Origin of the sequence: Austwickia chelonae NBRC 105200 (assembly GCF_000298175.1) — a bacterium.
GTDB classification, from domain to species: domain Bacteria; phylum Actinomycetota; class Actinomycetes; order Actinomycetales; family Dermatophilaceae; genus Austwickia; species Austwickia chelonae.
This window is the reverse complement of the sequence record NZ_BAGZ01000005.1, coordinates 277084-294813: the sequence shown is the minus strand read 5'-3', so window position 1 is coordinate 294813 and position 17730 is coordinate 277084. Positions and strand designations below refer to the sequence as shown.

Sequence of the window (17730 nt, the reverse complement as noted above, 5' to 3'; positions counted from 1 at the left end):
CGTCACGGGGAGGACAGAACTGAGTGGCACCCCCCGTGATCAGTCATATTGTGATCGAGGCGACGGTTTCTCGCCACAGGTGACAGAGCGCGCCGTAGGTTCTGACCGAAAAAGATGGCTGGGACTCAGCGCCGTAGACGTAGCCCTCTGGGCGTGGCGCGGAAGCCTGTTTCCAGCAGGGCCTTGACGACGATGTGGTCCGAGCCCAGCGAGGGGCGGCCGTCTACCTGCTCGACCTGGATCAGTTCAGCTCTGCCGGAGTGCACGAGTTCGGCCAGGGCGCGGGATGCAGCGATCAGAGCGGTGGAATCTGTTGCATAAGAGGTGACGTCTCGCCCAGAGCGTTCGACATGGAGTACCAGCTCACCTCCGACGAAGATCACCAAGGATCCCGCCCTCCGCGGAGAACGGACGGTCACCCCGGGCGTGACAGGCGCCGGCCAGGGAAGGAAGGTCCCATAGGGGTTCGCCGGGTCAGCGGCGGCCAGGACCACTGTGTTCGTGTCGTCGGTGGCGCGCTCGTCCCGGCGGGCCGCCGCCCGTAGCTGCTCGACGGCAGAGGTCATGGCGAACTGCGCAGCGCCTAAGCCCTCGACGAAGTATCCGCGTCTGATCTGTCCGGCATCCTCCGCCGCGGACAGCACTCGGTAGATCGGGGCGAAACCACCGGGGATCGATTCGGCGCGGGCGACTGCGCTGGTGACCACGCCGTATCGGGTCGCCAAGGCTTCGGCTGCAGCGAGCGTCCGACGGGTGGGATCCGGGTCGGTCTTCGGTAAAGCGATCCAATGCCCGGCTCCTGTCGGGGGGATGCGTGAGGTGGTCAGCGGCAAGGGATAGCCGGTTGTGGGATTGCTGCGGGGGATAGCGCCGAACGAGAGGCGCCCTCGCTTGATCGGTCGGGGGCTGCTGGTTCGTCGGGGTGATCCGTTCGGGGAGAACCTGGCCCGCACCGGGGCGAAGCTGCCGTTGGTGATCAGGCCTGATCGCACCAGTTTCCACAGGGTGTCCAGGAGAGCCTGGTCCTTGATGTCGTCCAGCTGCGCGGACAAGGTACGGAAAAGATAGGAGCCGCCGCCGGACAGGATGTGGAGTACCTGGTCGGTGGGTGCCGACTCGTCGCCTTCCGGTAAGGGACAGGGCAGATCCAGGGTCAGTGGGGCGATATCGGCAGGATGCCAGGAGATCCGCCAGTCCCGGGAAGCCTCTCGATGTCCTTGCCAGAATGCCTGACCGGAGGTCGAGATCTCGTCGAGATCACCTGGGCGGTAACCCGGTACTCGGGAGGGGAAGATCCACTCTTCCCAGACAGCTGCCGGGAGCGCTGTGCCAGCGAGTTGGTCGATGACATGGAGCACACCCTCCGGGCCACGGATCTTTCCGCCGACGGACTGCCAGGCGGGAAGGAAGATCCCCATCGAGCGCTGAGGTACTGGTGCCACTTCGGCACGCAGCGCGGCTGTGGTGCGCCGACGGAGTAAGCGGACGACCTCGACGTCCGCATAGTCTGTCGGCGTCGGCGAACCCGGTATATCAGGTGGGCTGTCCGGTCGAGGCCTCAGATTGCCACGTCGTAACCGTCCTTCGTGGACCAACCGGTCCAGGGCCGCGGTGGCGACCGCCGGCCCGATCGCGGCCCAGTCGGCGGCCTCGGCCGCGGTGAACAGCGCACGGGACCGGGCATATCGTGACATCAGATCGCCAAGGGGATCGGCGACAGGAGCCAACAGCGATGCCGGTAACCCGGGGGGCAGCGTCACGCCGAGCGCGTCCCGGACACGTCCGACGTCCTCCATGACGATCCATCGCGGTTCGTCGGCGAGGCGGATCTGGACTGTGCGGCGGGCTGCGACCAGTTCGTCGAGCCAACGGTCGACCTCGTGGTGGACGGTGGGCGCGGTCCGGTATCGGATCCAGTCACTGGTGACCGGACCGAATCTGCGAATCATGTCGACGACATCTTCCAGGTCGCGGCACTGTCGTTCGGGAGTCGTGTGTTGTCGTTCCTGGTCGACCACGGAGACCACGCCCGGGTCGAGCAGCTCGGACAACGGCGGCGGATGTTCGTCCCCGAGCAGATCGGCCAGGAGCTCGCTGTCGAGCCCCGCTGCGGCAGCCCTCCGTTCGGCCGACGGCGTATCCGTCTCGTACAGAGACCGGGCAAGGCGGTCGAAGAGCAGGCTTTGCGCGTAGGGGGAGGCCGTGCCGGTCGTCACCTGGTGGATGGTGATCTTTCCCGAGCGGAGTCCTTGCATCAGGTCGACCAACGCAGGCACATCGAAGACATCCTGCAAACATTCTCTGACGGCCTCTGAGACGATCGGAAAATCTGTGAATTCACTTGTGAATTCTAAGAGTTGACCTGAGCGTTGGCGTTCTTGCCAGAGCGCTCGGCGGCGGCCAGGGTGCGGTTTAGGCAGAAGCAGCGAACGGGCAGCGCACTCTCTGAACCGCGAGGCGAACAGTGCGGTCCCCTCGATCTGGGCCGCGACCAACTCCATGACATCCTCCGGCTCGACGGTCAGGAAGGGGGCCAGGTCGAGGCCGTCGCCCGGAAAAGCACCGGAGGAAGGGGAATCGCTATCACCCTGAGGCCATCGGAGGACGATGCCGTCGTCGTGATGGGTGAGGCGGGCGTCGACCCCCAGATGTCGCCGAAGACGATCGGCGATCACCAAGGCCCACGGTGCATGGACGCACCCACCGTAGGGAGTGTGGACGACGGCCTGCCGGTCCCCGAGCTCGTCCTGGAAATGCTCGACGACGATGGTGCGGTCGTCGGGTACCAGGCCGGTGGCGGCCTGCTGATCCTCCAGATAGGCGACGAGGTTCTCCGCAGCGTGGGCGTCCAATCCTCCCTCACGGGCACGACGGAGGGACTCCTCCCGGTCGAGTGAACACATCTTCCGGGTGTAGTCGCCGATGGCGGCACCGAGTTCTGCTGGGCGCCCGACGGAGTCCCCCCGCCAGAAAGGCAACCTTCCGGTGGATCCTGGCGACGGAGAGACGATCACCTGGTCATGGGTGATCTCCTCCACCCGCCAGGTGGAGGTGCCGAGGGTAAGGAGGTCGCCGAGGCGGGATTCGTGGACCATCTCCTCGTCCAGTTCACCGACCCGCCTTCCCTGACCTTCCCCGGTGAGAAAGACTCCGTACATGCCCCGGTCGGGAATGGTGCCACCGCTGGTGACTGCGAGCCGGTGCGCTCCGGGTCTGGCGGTGAGCCGGTCCGTGAGGCGGTCCCAGACCAGTCGAGGGCGTAACACCGCCAGGTCTTCGGCCGGGTAGCGGCCGGAAAGCATGTCCAGCACTGCTTCGAGCGCAGACCGGGACAGGGTGCGATAGGGGGCCGAGCGTCGTAGCAGGCTGTGGAGCTCCTCGACCGACCAGTCGTCCATGCTGATCATGGCGACCAACTGCTGGGCCAGTACGTCCAAGGGATTGCGTGGCATGCGCACGGCCTCGATCCGGCCGTCGAGCATCAGGGAGACGATGACTGCGCACTGCAGGAGGTCACCACGGTGCCGAGGGAGGAGGACACCGGTGGAGACAGCGCCGACCTGGTGTCCTGACCGGCCGATACGTTGGAGACCTCCGGCGACACTGGGCGGTGATTCGACGTGGACGACCAGGTCGACCGCACCCATGTCGATGCCGAGTTCGAGACTGCCGGTGGCCACGACGGCCGGGATCGTCCCGGATTTCAGGTCGGATTCGATGGCGGAGCGGAGTTCTTTGCTCACTGATCCGTGGTGGGCACGGGCGAGGACGGGCGCAGCTCCCCGTGAGGTGTTCGTAGGGGAGCAGATCCGGTTCAGGCCTTCCGGCGTGCGGCTCAACCGATCTTCTCCGAGTTCGTTGATCCGCGCGGTGAGCCGTTCTGCCTGACGTCGGCTGTTGGTGAAGACGATGGTAGATCGGTGCTCGGTGATGAGGTCTACGAGCCGGCCCTCCACATGCGGCCAGACCGAGCGACGCCGAGGATCGTCGGGGACGGCGAGGGGCCGGTCTGCTCCGGGATCGGTGGGGTCGTCCAGACGCGCCACCGGGACGACGACCTTCAGGTCCCATTGCTTCGAGGCTTCGGGGCGGACGATGTGTACCGGACGGTCACCTGCCAGGAGATGTCCGACGTCTTCTTCGGGACGTACTGTGGCGGAGAGCCCGATCCGTTGGGCGGATGTGTCCAGCAGGGCGTCGAGCCGCTCGAGGCTCAGCGCCAGATGGACACCTCGTTTGGACCCGGCGACGGCGTGGATCTCGTCGACGATCACTGTGCTGACGTCTCGGAGCCGGTCACGTGCCTGTGACGTCAGCAGGAGGAAGAGGGACTCGGGGGTGGTGATCAGGATATCGGCGCCTTTTTTCGCGAAGGCACGCCGTGCTGCCCCCGGGGTGTCCCCGGATCGCACGGAGACTCGGATATCGGGCGCGGGCATCTGCAACCGCTCGCTGTGGCGCGCGATGCCTGACAGAGGGATACGCAGATTCTTCTCGACGTCTGCGGCGAGGGCTTTCAGAGGAGAAACGTAGAGGATGCGGCACCGTCGGCCGGTCTCCTGTCGAGGCATGTCGCGGTGCAGGCCGTCCAGCGCCCAGAGGAAGGCCGACAGGGTCTTGCCCGAACCGGTCGGGGCGATGACCAGGGTGTGGGCGCCGGTACGGATGGAGGCCCAGGCCTCGGCCTGGGCGGGAGTGGGTGCGGTGAAGGCCTCGCGGAACCATTCCGTGGTCGCGGGGGAGAACCCGCTCAGGGGGTCGGCGGCGTCCATGGTGTTTTCAGCCTGGCACGGGTCGACAGTCGTGTACAGGTACCCGGGGCGGAGCATGTTTGACTTGACCGGTGCGACTCTCTGATTTCTGGCGGCTCATGGACGACGAATTCGGTTCGGCACGAGGAAGGATGCTGGTCGAGAGTCAGGCCTTGTCCGGCTTGGGGAGTGTGACCGGTGCCGAGGCCTTGGAACAAGGGGTCCCGGTGCGGGACATCTGGGCCGCGGTCTGCGAGGAGATGCAGGTACCCCCGGAGCGTCGGTGGGGCAAGGAACGCCCTCGTCGTCGATAGTTGGTGTCGGAGGCGCTGCCTGGGCTGCCGCCTGCGGCGCCGGTCGGTCGGACGCCTGTCCGGCTAGGCTGTGTCCACAGGGGTGGGGCTGCCGTCACGTTGTGCACAGGTGGTTTCTTACGTGCGGAGCTTTGTCGGAGCCTGCCTCTAACGTCTGACCGGACGGTGACGCCTGAGCGTGTCCCCTCGCGGTCGAAGGTAGACGGCCGAATCGACGATGAGCAGATGGGTGGGTGTGAGATGGCTGCTGCGGCAGACCAGAAGTTGAAGTCCCTCGACACGGTGATGGCGCAGATCGAGAAGTCGCACGGCAAGGGCGCTGTGATGCGGCTGGGCGATGATGTCCGCCCTCCGATCGAGGTCATTCCCACCGGGTCGATCTCCTTGGACGTGGCTCTCGGTATCGGTGGTCTTCCGCGAGGACGGATCGTGGAGATCTACGGTCCGGAGTCCTCCGGTAAGACGACGGTGGCCTTGCACGCCGTGGCGAATGCGCAGAAGAACGGTGGTATTGCGGCCTTCATCGACGCTGAGCACGCCCTTGACCCGGAATATGCGAAAAAACTGGGGGTCGACACCGACGCCCTGCTGGTCAGCCAGCCGGACACCGGTGAACAGGCGCTGGAGATCGCCGACATGCTGATCCGTTCCGGAGCATTGGACATCATCGTGATCGACTCGGTAGCGGCTCTGGTCCCTCGCGCCGAGATCGAGGGGGAGATGGGGGACTCCCACGTGGGTCTTCAGGCTCGCCTGATGAGCCAGGCACTGCGGAAGATCACCGGGGCTCTGAACAGCACCGGGACTACCGCGATCTTCATCAACCAGCTGCGGGAGAAGATCGGGGTGATGTTCGGTTCGCCGGAGACCACCACCGGTGGCAAGGCGTTGAAGTTCTACGCATCGGTGCGATTGGACGTCCGTCGTATCGAGACCTTGAAGGACGGTTCGGAACCGGTCGGCAACCGGACCCGCTGCAAGGTGGTCAAGAACAAGGTCTCCCCGCCTTTCAAACAGGCCGAGTTCGACATCATCTACGGTCAGGGCATTTCGCGCGAGGGCGGTCTGATCGACATGGGCGTGGAACACGGTTTCGTCCGCAAATCAGGTGCCTGGTACACCTACGAGGGGGACCAGCTGGGCCAGGGCAAGGAAAATGCCCGTAACTTCCTGCGCGACAACCCGCAGCTGGCCGACGAGCTGGAACGCAAGATCAAGGGAAAGCTGGGTATCGGTCCAGCTCCGACGACCGAAACTGCGCAGGCAGCTCCGTCCGAGCGGCAGAACACTGCTCCGGCCCGAGGCGCAGGCCGTGGGCGACGTAAGGCCGACACTCCGCTGGCAGATGCACCCGTCTCCTTCTGAGAAGGACAGCCTGGCCGAACGTCAGGAAATCGCTCGTCGTGTTCTGGCTGCGGCGGAGGCTGCGGCCAGAACACGACGAGCGTCTCCACCGGGAGAGCTGTCAGACTCCACGGGGTCAGCTCGTCATGACGCAGACCCGTCAGAGACCGGCTCCGACGACTCGTCGACTCGGAGGAGTACGTCCTCCGACAAGGGGCTCTCGCCGGAGGAGAACGCGCGCAGGATAGCCCTCCGCCAGCTCACCATGGCCCCACGTACCCGGGCGCAACTCGAGCAGAGCCTCATCAGGCGTGGGTGTGACGAAGAGGCGATCCGACAGGTCCTGGACCGGTTCCAGGAGGTCGGATTGATCGACGACGAGGCCTATGCCGGGATGCTGGTACGGAGCCAACGAGCGAGCCGCGGTCTGGCCCGTCGGGCGTTGAGAGGCGAACTCCGGAAGAAGGGTGTTCCCGATGAACTCGCCGAGTCCGCGCTGGCGGAGGTCAGCGAGGCCGACGAGCAGGACGAGGCCCGCAGGATCGTCGCCAAGAGGCTGCGCACCATGCACGGGTTGCCTCGTGAGACCCAGGCTCGACGGCTTGCCGGTGCACTCGCGCGCAAAGGCTATTCCGGTGAGATCGCCTACTGCGTGATCCGACAGGCTCTTGACGAGCTACCGGAGCACCGACGTGATTGATCTCCTCCACAGGCGCCTCGACGCGCCAGTGGTGTGGCCGACGACGGACGAACAGGATGGGACGCTATCGGGGCCCACCCCGTACCCTGGGTAGTCGGCGCCGCCCTGTCGTCACGAGCGCGGACGGCCCACACGACCACAGCCCACAGCCTCCTTCGGAAAGCAGCCGTGACGAAGACTTACGACGTGCGCACCCACGGGTGCCAGATGAACGTCCATGACTCCGAGCGCCTTGCCGGTCTCCTCGAGACAGCCGGCTATGTCGACCTCGCCAGCCTGCCTGACCAGGACCGACCAGAAGTCGCCGATGTGGTGGTGTTCAACACCTGTGCCGTGCGCGAGAACGCCGACAACAAGCTGTACGGCAATCTCGGGCAGCTACGACCGGCCAAGCAGCGCAACCCGCAGATGCAGATCGCAGTCGGTGGATGCATGGCGCAGAAGGACCGGGACCTCATCGTCCAGCGTGCGCCCTGGGTGGACGTGGTCTTCGGGACGCATAACATCGGTAGCCTGCCGGCGCTCCTCGACCGGGCTCGGCACAACAAACGCGCCGAAGTGGAGATCTTCGAAGCGCTGCAGGCTTTTCCCTCGACGTTGCCGACCAGGCGCGACTCGACCTACTCCGGCTGGGTCTCGATCAGTGTGGGGTGCAACAACACCTGCACCTACTGCATCGTGCCGGCGCTGCGCGGCAAGGAGCAGGATCGCCGGCCCGGTGACATCCTGGCCGAGGTCCGCGCCCTGGTGGAACAGGGGGTCATCGAGGTGACGCTGCTGGGCCAGAACGTCAACACCTACGGCGTCGAGTTCGGGGATCGTGAGGCTTTCGGGAAACTGCTGCGATCGTGCGGACAGATCGAGGGATTGGAAAGACTCCGATTCACCAGCCCGCACCCTGCGGCTTTCACCGACGACGTGATCGAGGCGATGGCCGAGACCCCGACGGTGATGCCGCAGCTGCATATGCCGCTGCAGGCGGGCTCGGACAGCGTACTGCGGGCGATGAGGCGCAGCTACCGGAGCGATCGGTTCCTACGTATCCTGGACAGGGTCCGGGATCGGATCCCCGAGGCGGCCATCACGACCGACATCATCGTGGGTTTTCCCGGTGAGACGGACGACGATTTCGAAGAGACCATGCGAGTCGTCGAGCAAGCCCGCTTCGCCAGTGCGTTCACCTTCCAGTACTCCATCCGACCGGGAACCCCCGCTGCCACGATGGGGGATCAGGTTCCTAAATCTGTTGTCCAGGAACGTTTCGAACGACTTGTCGCCCTGCAGGACGAGATCTCGTGGCAGGAGAACCGCAAGGTGGAGGGAAGGACCGTATCTGTTCTGGTCGCTCCAGGAGAGGGCCGAAAGGACGGCCAGACAGACCGCATGTCGGGACGGGCAGAGGACAACCGACTCGTGCACTTCTCGGTACCTCAGGAGGCTCGGTCCGTCGGCGATATAGCTCGCCCCGGTGACATGGTGGACGTCGATGTCACCTACGGTGCGCCGCACCACCTTGTGGCGGACGGAGCCCTGTCCGGTGGCACGTACCGGGTCCGCCGGACTCGTGGCGGCCAGGCGTGGGCGGACTCCCAGGACAACCCGGTCAGCGGACGCCCCATGGTCTCGCTGGGTATTCCCCGCATCGGCGCCCCACCGAAGGTGGAAGCGGCCCCCTGCGGGTGTGACTGAGGTGGATGGGTCGAGACCTGGGTGCTGTCTGCGGGTCGAATAGGCATTCAGACGCGTCCGGTACACGGGATGAGGAGTCGGAGGCATGTCCGCGAGAGTGATCGCCGTGGTGGGTGCTACGGCCACGGGAAAATCTGACCTGGCGGTCGAACTGGCCCTCCACCTGGGCGGAGAGGTGGTCAACTCCGATGCCTCCCAGCTGTATCGGGGGATGGACATCGGCACGGCCAAACTTTCCCCGGCAGCACGCCAAGGGGTGCGTCACCACCAGATCGACGTTTTGGACATCACGCAGGATGCTTCGGTCGCGGCTTATCAGGCTGCGGCACGAGCAGATGTGGAGGACATCCTCGGACGAGGCCAGCTGCCGGTGGTCTGCGGTGGTTCCGGGCTGTACGTGCGCGCAGCTCTTGACGTCCTGGAGATCCCGCCGACCGATGCCGCGGTGAGGGCGAAATGGGAGGAGAAGCTCGATCGCGAAGGCGTCGAGGCCGTGTTCTCCGAGTTGGTGAAAAAAGACCCGGTGGCTGCGGCGAAGATCGACCCTCGCAACGGACGGAGGATCGTCCGGGCCCTCGAGGTCGTCGAGATCACCGGCAGACCATTTTCGGCCTCGATGCCTCGCCGTGAGTACCTCTTGCCCACTGTGCAGCTGGGCCTGCGTCTGCCACGTCCATTTCTGGACGAGCGCATCGAACGACGGACCCGCAAGATGTGGGCGGATGGGCTGCTCGACGAGGTCGCGGATCTGGAGAGATCCGGGCTGTCCCGCACCAGAACGGCTTCCCGGGCGGTGGGCTATGCGCAGGCCTTGGCCCAGATCCGAGGTGAGTTCTCCGAACGTGAGGCGATCGAGGACACCACCCGGGCGACCCGACGGTTGGTGCGGCGGCAGGAGTCGTGGTTCGGGGCCGACCCTCGGATTCATTGGTTGGATGCGGGTAGCGACGACCTTGTCGGAGCTGCGGTCGAAACGCTCGAGGCCACTCGCTGAAATGGCTGCCGACGACGGGCCCCGAGGAGATCGGAGGTATTCCGTCCCGACCGGGCGACCGGGATACGGTTGCCGACTTCGATGGTGCGCTCTTCCCGTCAGAATGGGATGGTGACGATGAATGCGCGGCCTGCCCTGCCCTTCACGAAGGGACACGGCACGGAGAACGACTTTGTGGTGGTACCCGATCCGACGGGCGAACTCGATCTCGACGCAGAGCTGGTGCGTAGGTTGAGCGACCGTAGGGCCGGTATCGGTGCGGACGGTGTCATCCGGGTGGTCCGTACGGAGCACGCGGGCGAGGCCTCAGTTCGTGCACAGTCTCGTGAAGCCGAGTGGTTCATGGACTATCGCAATGCCGACGGCAGTATCGCGGAGATGTGCGGCAATGGCACCAGGGTCTTCGCCGCCTACCTGGTGAGGGAAGGATGGGAACAGGGTCCGGAGTTTGGGATCGCGACGCGGGCCGGGGTGAAATATGTCCGGGTGGAGGACGAGCGGATAGCGGTGAATCTCGGTCGCTGGCGGGTGGCTGACCCGGAGCGGTTCGCTACGGACGGGCATGATGCCGTTGTGGCTCTGCACCAGAGCGGCCCGTGGCCAGGGCTGTCGATGGACCTGGGGAATCCGCATACGGTGGTGGCGCTTCCCGAAGAGGTCGACCTGGGTGCTTTGGACCTGTCGGTGATGCCTTCGGTGATCCCGATGCCTGCGCAGGGCACCAACGTGGAACTGGCCCGAGTGACCGGGCCGGGCCGGTTGCAGATGAGGGTTTTCGAACGCGGGGTCGGAGAGACCAGATCGTGCGGTACGGGTGCGTGCGCGACTGCCCTGGCTTTCATGTTGTGGAGTGGTGAGCCATCTGCCCACGAACAATGGCAGGTCGATTTGCCCGGAGGCTCGGTGCAGGTGACGGCGCTTCCCTCCGGGGAGGTCGAGCTGGCTGGTCCTGCGGAACTGGTCGCGGACGGGCTTTTCGTCCTCGGCTGAGCGTGCCCGCTCAGGCGGAATCGTCCCAGGAGCAGTTGGTATCCCGTTGAACCCGTAAGACCCTGAAACCTTTTGCCGAGGCATATCTGTCGACGTGGTAACCGGTGGAGAGGGTGCCGCTCAGCCAGGACTGGAGAGAGTCCGAGCCGAGGTTCTTCTGCACCACCAGATAGGCCGTCCCGCCGGGCGCGAGCCGCGGCAGCCAGGAGGCCAGCAGAGTGTGCAGAGCCGTCTTTCCGATCCGAATCGGTGGATTCGACCAGATCACATCGAAGGTGAGGTCTTTCTCGACTTGATCGGGCAGGGCGGTGCGAACCTGTTCCAGGCCCAGAGCGCGGGCGTTGTCGGCGGTGAGGGCCAGCGCGCGTTCGTTCACGTCGACTGCCCAGACGGCTGCATCGGGCGACTGGAGGGCCAGGGTCAGGGTGATCGGTCCCCATCCGCATCCCAGGTCCAGAAAGGTGCCTTCCTGCGGGGGCGCGGGGGCTTCGCGGAGCAATACGGAGGTTCCCAGGTCGAGCCGATCGGTGGAGAAGACTCCGTTAGCTGTCCAGACGGGAACCTCACGCCCGGCCAGATGGACACGTAGCTGCCGGCGTTCCTCCACAGCTGCGGGCTGAGCCGAGAAGTAGTGCTGATGGGTATTTTTCGACGGGATCGCCTCTTCCGGTCGGTGCTGCCGACGGGCGGGGGTGCTGTCGTTCACGGCCGTGTCCTGATCCGGGGAGGCGAGAGGAGCAGATGATCTGCCCGTAGGTCGATGACGGGCGCCGACCCCTTCCGGTGTTCTTCCGGGAGGACGGCGTACCTTCCATGTTAGTGCCGCACGACGTCTCGGGCCGATGGTTGTCCGCAGACGTGGCGATCAGTCGGGAGCGGCCCGCGGTAAAACAAGTAGCTGCGAAGGAGGTGGACATGACACCCTGGAGACATCATGACGCGACCCGAAGACATCTTCTCCACCCGCGCCAGCGCTCTGGCGGACAACGACGACTGGCATCGAGACGATCCCGACTTCGTTTCCTACGACGGTGATCAGCTCGAACGCGAAGAGCGGGCCGCCATGCGGCGTGTGGGCGGTCTCTCCACTGAATTGGAGGATGTCACCGAGGTCGAGTACCGCGAGCTCAGACTCGAGAAAGTGGTGCTGGCCGGAGTGTGGTCTGCCGGTACGGTCGAGGACGCGGAGAACTCACTCCGAGAGCTGGCCGCCCTGGCCGAGACCGCCGGCTCGCAGGTGATGGCCGGGGTCCTTCAGCGTCGACAGCGCCCGGACGCGGCGACCTTTCTGGGGTCGGGCAAGGCCGAGGAGCTGCGGGACGTCGTCGTGAACGAAGGCGCCGATACGGTGGTCTGCGACGCAGAGCTCTCGCCCAGCCAACGTCGCGCCCTGGAAGACATCGTGAAGGTCAAGGTCATCGACCGGACCGCGCTGATCCTCGACATCTTCGCCCAGCATGCGAAGTCGAGAGAGGGTAAGGCCCAGGTCGAGCTGGCTCAACTGCAGTACTTGCTTCCCCGTCTGCGGGGATGGGGAGAGTCGATGTCCCGTCAGGCCGGCGGTCAGGCCGCCGGGGGTATGGGTATGGGGTCGCGTGGGCCGGGTGAGACGAAGATCGAGCTGGACCGCCGCCGGATCAATTCACGGATGGCCAAACTCCGCCGGGAGATCCGGCACATGAAGACCACCCGGGATGTGAAGCGGGGGGCCCGGCGGGAGAACCAGGTTCCTGCCGTGGTTCTTGCCGGGTACACCAATGCCGGGAAGTCTTCCCTGCTGAATCGGTTGACCGGGGCCGGTGTCCTCGTCGAGAACGCCTTGTTCGCGACCTTGGATCCGACAGTACGTAAGGCTGTCACTCCCGACGGACGCCCGTACACCCTTTCCGACACGGTCGGTTTCGTCCGGTCGTTGCCCCACCAGTTGGTGGAGGCCTTCCGCTCGACCTTGGAAGAGGTCGCCGAGGCCGATGTGCTCCTGCACGTGGTGGACGGGTCGCATCCCGATCCATTCGCTCAGATCTCAGCTGTGCGTGAAGTGCTCGCCGAGGTGATGTCCTCCGGAGCGGAAGGTGCACGGCTGGGTTCGACAGAGGAGACCGACGCCCTCGCGAAGGACGCGTGGTCCTCCGACCCTCGGGACCGCGCAGCGCGTAAGGAAGGCGCCGACGTACGGACGGGTCCGCGCGAGATCGTGGTCGTCAACAAGGCCGACCTGGCCGATCCCGAGATCCTTCAGCAGCTGGTCCGTCGTGAACGTGACTGCTTGGTCGTCTCGGCACGCACCGGGGAGTGTATGGATGCCCTGATCGCGCGGATCGCCACGGAGATTCCTCGCCCTCACATCGATCTGACCGTGCTCATCCCTTACGACCGCGGTGCGCTGGTCCACCGCATCCACGAGGAGGCGGATGTCCTCAGCGAGGAGCACACTGCTGAAGGCACCCGGTTGCAGGTCAGGGTGCTTCCTGATCTGGCTGGGGAGTTGTCGGGCTTCGTGAGCGGCGGACTCTGACCAGCTCTGCTGAGAGCGTCGTCGGAGACCTTTCTCAGGTCGGAGCCGGTCGGAACACCTGCTCGACATCGACATGTCGGCCGTCGCCGACCGGGCCATTAGGGTGGTCCGGTGTCCACGACTGCTGACTGCCGCTCCTTGCTGAATGCCGTCATCTCCACGATGGGCGGGCGGGAACGGGCAGGTCAGCTTCGAATGGCTCAGGCGGTCGAGAGCGCCGTGGACTCTCAGCGGCATCTCCTGGTCCAGGCAGGCACCGGGACCGGAAAATCCTTGGCCTACCTGGTTCCGGCGGTCGCTCATGCGTTCGCCACGGGCCGGCCCACCGTGGTGGCTACCGCGACCTTGGCCCTACAGGCTCAGATCGTCGACGGAGATCTTCCACGGTTGGCGGAGGCGCTGCGGCCCGTCCTCGGGCGGGAACCCACCTGCGTCCTCGTCAAGGGGCGACGCAATTACCTGTGCAGGTACAAGACGGACGGCGGGTTCCCCGATGACGACGAGGGCACCCTGTTGACGGTCGGGGAGGTCGACAAACAGGCCTCCTGGTTGGGCAAGGAGGTCCTCCGACTGCGGGAATGGTCCGGACAGACCGATTCGGGCGACCGGGACGAACTGGTGCCCGGGGTCTCCGAGCGTGCTTGGCACCAGGTGTCGGTGAGCGCACGCGAATGTCTGGGCGGGGCCTGTCCCGTGCGGGACGAATGTTTCGTCGAGATCGCCCGGGCCAGGGCCCAGGAGGTCGACGTCGTGGTGACCAATCATTCGTTCATGGCGATCGACTCCTTCGAGGGTCGTCAGCTGCTTCCCGAGCACGATCTGCTTGTCATCGATGAAGCCCACGAACTGGTCGATCGGGTGACGGCTACCATCACCGATGAGTTGACCGCAGGCATGGTGGAGAGCGCGGCCCGTAAGGCCGGACGACTGGCAGACACCGCTGATCTCGTTGCCGGCGCAGAGACCCTCAGACAGGCTCTGGAACTGTTGCCGGAAGGACGCCTTCGTGTTCTTCCCGAGGAGCTGGCCCAGGCGCTGAGCACGGTGCTCGACAGCGCTCGGGACGTCCAGTCACAACTGAAATCGGATCAGGGCAGTAAGAACGATCCCGGCAGCAACAGTGACCGGTTGTTGGCTCGCTCTGCGGTCGAGGAGATCTTCGAGGTGTGCGACCGTGTCCTGTCCGGGAGGGAACTCGACGTCCTGTGGTCTGGTGAGGACGCCCGCAGGGGAGCGGTGCTACGGGTCGCGCCGATGAGTGTGGCGATGATGATGCGGGAGAAGGTCTTCCAGGAACGGACCGTGGTGCTGACTTCGGCGACCCTGGAGCTGGGCGGTTCCTTCGAGAGCGTGGCGGGCGCCTTGGGCCTGCAGGGTGACGGCGCTCCGAAGTGGGACGGGTTGGATGTCGGGAGTCCTTTCGACTATCGACGTCAGGCGATGGCCTATGTGGCCCGGCATGTTCCCGCCCCTACTCGGGAGGGCGCATCTCCGGTCGCCATGGACGAGATCGAGTCGCTGATCAGGGCTGCCGGCGGCCGTGCCCTGGGCCTGTTCTCCTCGACGCGGGCGGCCAGGGCCGCGACCGAGGAGATGCGGGAACGTTTAGCGGACGAGTATCCGATCCTGTGCCAGGGAGATGACCAAACCCCTACTCTGGTAAAGAAATTCGCTTCAGATGCTCGAACCTGTCTCTTCGGTACGCTGTCGCTGTGGCAAGGGGTCGACGTGCCCGGACCAGCCTGTCAGCTGGTGGTGATCGACCGGATCCCCTTCCCCCGCCCCGACGACCCTCTGACGAGCGCGCGCAGCGAGGAGATCAGTCGTCGAGGAGGAAATGGCTTCATGGCGGTCTCTGCGACCCACGCAGCGCTCCGTCTCGCGCAGGGAGCCGGACGCCTGGTGAGGCGGGATGACGACCGAGGGGTAGTAGCCTTCCTCGACTCACGCATGATGACTGCACGTTATGCAGGCTTCCTGCAGAGTTCGCTGCCTCCGTTCTGGGCCACGACCGATCGCGAGCTCGTTCTGGCGGCTCTGGCCAGGCTGGACGAGACGGCAGGACCGGTACTGCCGACGCGGGAGAAGTCTTGACCGAGCGGACATGGCAGGCTGGGAGGATGTCTGCCATTGCTTCTTCGTCGAGCGTCCCCGGCTGCGTGCTGATCCTGGGGCCGGAGGAATTGTTGGCGCGACGTGCGGTGTCGGACACTCTGGAGGCCCTGCGGGAGCAGGACCCCCAGCTCGACGTGGTGCGGCTCTCGGCTGCGACATATGAGCCGGGCCAGCTGTCGGTGCACGTCAGCCCGTCCTTGTTCGGGGGAAGTACCGCCGTGGTCATCCCCGATGTGGACGATGCGGGAGAAGACCTGCAGAAGGACCTGCTGACCTATCTGGGAAGCCCGGCAGAACACGTGACCCTTCTGGTGGGTCACCGAGGGGGCAACCGGGGGAAGAAGGTCGTGGACGCTCTGAAGAAGAACAGGGCTCGCGTGTTGGAGGCCCCTGCGGTCAAGTCCGACCGGGACAAATCCGATTTCGTGATGAACGAATTCCGTCGTCAACGTCGAAAGATCACCTCGGACGGGGTCCGTGCGTTGGTGGAGGCGGTCGGCAAGGACCTTTCGGAGCTGGCATCGGCCTGCACCCAGTTGATCTCGGACACTCGGGGGACGGTCGACGAATCCGTGGTGGCGACGTATCACGGGGGGAAGATCGAGGCCACGGGTTTTCGGGTGGCCGACGCGGCTGTCGCCGGGCAGCAGGGAGAAGCCCTGGCCCTGGCCCGGCATGCCATGTCCGCGGGGGTGGACCCGGTGCCACTTGTCGCGGTGTTGGCATCGCAGCTACGTCAGTTGGCGAAGGTGGCGGGCGCCCCGCGTGGATCGGGAGCCGCCTTGGCGAAGGATCTGGGGATGGCACCCTGGCAGATCGACCGGGCGCGCCGAGCTCTGTCCGGATGGGACAAGCACGGTCTGGGGGTGGCGATCCAGGCGGTGGCTGCTGCCGATCACGCGGTCAAGGGCGGGGGGCGGGACCCGCAGTACGCAGTAGAGCATTGCCTGGTGCAGATCTGTCAGGCCCGGCAGGGATGAGGGTGCGCGGCGTCTTTCCTGGTGCCTCGGTTCTCGCCCCGATGACTTGGGACGTTTCACTCAGCGCTGGTAACGTTAAAGGTCGCGTGTGCGCCCAGGTCGTGCGCATCACGCGATCCGTAGCCCGTCCTTGACCGGAGGTGACCACCCGCCGGGGGTGAGGCCGGGCCTGCCATATCCGGCAGTCGATCGACCAGGAGAGATTCGTGGCCAATATCAAGTCCCAGATGAAGCGCATCAAGACGAACGCCAAGCGCACCGAGCGCAACAAGGCGTACAAGTCCGAGCTGCGCACGTGGATCCGCAAGTTCCGTGAGGCTGCCGCCGCAGGCGACAAGGACGCCGCCACGGAAGCGCTCCGCCTGGCGAGCAAGAAGCTCGACAAGGCTGTGAGCAAGGGCGTCATCCACAAGAACCAGGCCGCCAACAAGAAGTCGGCGATGGCCAAGGTTCACGCCAAGCTGTGACCTGAGCTGCCTTCACGGCAGTCGTCATGACGGCCGCGCGTCCTCCTGGGCGTGCGGCCGTCTGCGTGTCCTGCCCGACGCGCCAAGAACCCTCGTCGATAGGGAAGCGAGCCGGATCCTGACGGGACGGTAGAGTCCTGGCCATCATGAGCACCACTTACCTCATCGGTTCCTTCACCGCGGTGTCTGCTCTCGCCTGTTGGTATTCCGCAGCGAAGGGCATTCAGATCGTCTACCGGCCGACGAAAATCGGAACCTTGATGCTCCTCGTCGCGCTCACGGCGAGCATGGGTGCTTCCGAGAGCCTTCACGGCAGGGCGCTGTTGGTGGGTCTGATCTGCGGGCTCGTCGGCGATGCTTTCCTGCTGAGGAAGAACAGCACAGCCTTTCTCGCCGGATTGTCGGCTTTCTTGATGGGACATCTGTGCTACGTGATGGCCTTCGCCGTCTCCTGGTTGCACCCGATGAGTGCGCTGTTGAGCGCCTTGTTAATCTCACCGTTCGCGGTTCTCTCGTTGATGCGGGTGCGCAGTGGGGCCAGCCAGCAGAACGGTTCGATGATGTCCTATGCCACTCTCGGTTACGGTTCGATCCTGTCGGTGATGGCGATCGCCGCCGGAGCCACGGGTCAGCCGCTGACCTTGATCGGGGGAGTGCTCTTCGTGGTGTCCGACACCGTTCTGGCGTTGGACCGGTTCGATGCGCCTCGACCGTACGCCGGTGCGGTGATCATCATGACCTACCAGCTCGCGCAGGTATGCATCGTCATGGGGACTTTGACGTGACCACAGGGGGAAAGGCGCGTGTCTGCCCCAGGACGACTGCGCTAGCCTGGGTGCATGCGTAGCCTGCTGCTCCTTAGGTAGCCGCG

13 protein-coding genes are annotated in these 17730 nt (G+C 65.2%); 11 read left to right on the top strand and 2 right to left on the bottom strand.

Annotated features, from left to right (window positions below; genetic code table 11):
- Positions 1–125 precede the first annotated feature (125 nt).
- Positions 126–4772, bottom strand: coding sequence for a DEAD/DEAH box helicase (locus AUCHE_RS04535; protein ID WP_040321440.1), 4647 nt, complete (start codon positions 4770–4772; stop codon positions 126–128).
- A 71-nt stretch (positions 4773–4843) separates the two neighbouring features.
- On the opposite strand from AUCHE_RS04535, the gene AUCHE_RS04530 reads away from it, so the two are divergent.
- The 6 genes from AUCHE_RS04530 (at position 4844) to dapF (ending at position 10782) form a co-directional block, all read left to right on the top strand.
- Complete coding sequence (locus tag AUCHE_RS04530; protein ID WP_040321439.1) at positions 4844–5065, top strand: DUF3046 domain-containing protein; 222 nt, start codon at positions 4844–4846, stop codon at positions 5063–5065.
- Between the two features lie 240 nt (positions 5066–5305).
- Positions 5306–6430: a recombinase RecA gene (recA, locus tag AUCHE_RS04525; protein WP_143115055.1), complete on the top strand. Its 1125-nt coding sequence runs from the start codon at positions 5306–5308 to the stop codon at positions 6428–6430.
- Between the two features lie 223 nt (positions 6431–6653).
- Positions 6654–7109, top strand: coding sequence for a regulatory protein RecX (locus tag AUCHE_RS17430; RefSeq protein WP_407639825.1), 456 nt, complete (start codon positions 6654–6656; stop codon positions 7107–7109).
- A gap of 168 nt (positions 7110–7277) precedes the next feature.
- The gene (miaB, locus tag AUCHE_RS04515; RefSeq protein WP_006502091.1) at positions 7278–8798 is read left to right on the top strand and encodes a tRNA (N6-isopentenyl adenosine(37)-C2)-methylthiotransferase MiaB; all 1521 of its coding nucleotides are present in this window, start codon (positions 7278–7280) and stop codon (positions 8796–8798) included.
- An 85-nt stretch (positions 8799–8883) separates the two neighbouring features.
- Positions 8884–9792, top strand: coding sequence for a tRNA (adenosine(37)-N6)-dimethylallyltransferase MiaA (gene miaA / locus AUCHE_RS04510; protein WP_006502090.1), 909 nt, complete (start codon positions 8884–8886; stop codon positions 9790–9792).
- Positions 9793–9900: 108 nt separating this feature from the next.
- Entirely contained in the window at positions 9901–10782 is an 882-nt protein-coding gene (gene dapF / locus AUCHE_RS04505; protein ID WP_006502089.1) for a diaminopimelate epimerase, read from the top strand.
- 10 nt (positions 10783–10792) lie between these two features.
- On the opposite strand, the gene AUCHE_RS04500 is transcribed toward dapF, so the two are convergent.
- A complete protein-coding gene (locus AUCHE_RS04500; protein WP_006502088.1) occupies positions 10793–11488 on the bottom strand; it encodes a class I SAM-dependent methyltransferase in 696 nt (231 codons plus the stop codon).
- A 228-nt stretch (positions 11489–11716) separates the two neighbouring features.
- Here AUCHE_RS04500 and hflX point away from each other — a divergent pair, with 228 nt between their 5' ends.
- From hflX to AUCHE_RS04475, 5 genes are all read left to right on the top strand, one after another.
- Positions 11717–13297 (top strand): GTPase HflX, encoded by a 1581-nt coding sequence (gene hflX / locus AUCHE_RS04495; RefSeq protein WP_006502087.1) that lies wholly within the window; start codon positions 11717–11719, stop codon positions 13295–13297.
- A gap of 162 nt (positions 13298–13459) precedes the next feature.
- Positions 13460–15391: an ATP-dependent DNA helicase gene (locus AUCHE_RS04490; RefSeq protein ID WP_245706829.1), complete on the top strand. Its 1932-nt coding sequence runs from the start codon at positions 13460–13462 to the stop codon at positions 15389–15391.
- Positions 15392–15417: 26 nt separating this feature from the next.
- The gene (holA, locus tag AUCHE_RS04485; RefSeq protein ID WP_006502085.1) at positions 15418–16392 is read left to right on the top strand and encodes a DNA polymerase III subunit delta; all 975 of its coding nucleotides are present in this window, start codon (positions 15418–15420) and stop codon (positions 16390–16392) included.
- 206 nt (positions 16393–16598) lie between these two features.
- A complete protein-coding gene (rpsT, locus tag AUCHE_RS04480; protein WP_006502084.1) occupies positions 16599–16859 on the top strand; it encodes a 30S ribosomal protein S20 in 261 nt (86 codons plus the stop codon).
- A gap of 146 nt (positions 16860–17005) precedes the next feature.
- On the top strand, positions 17006–17644 hold the full coding sequence (locus tag AUCHE_RS04475) for a lysoplasmalogenase (protein ID WP_006502083.1): 639 nt from the start codon (positions 17006–17008) through the stop codon (positions 17642–17644).
- Positions 17645–17730: the final 86 nt, after the last annotated feature.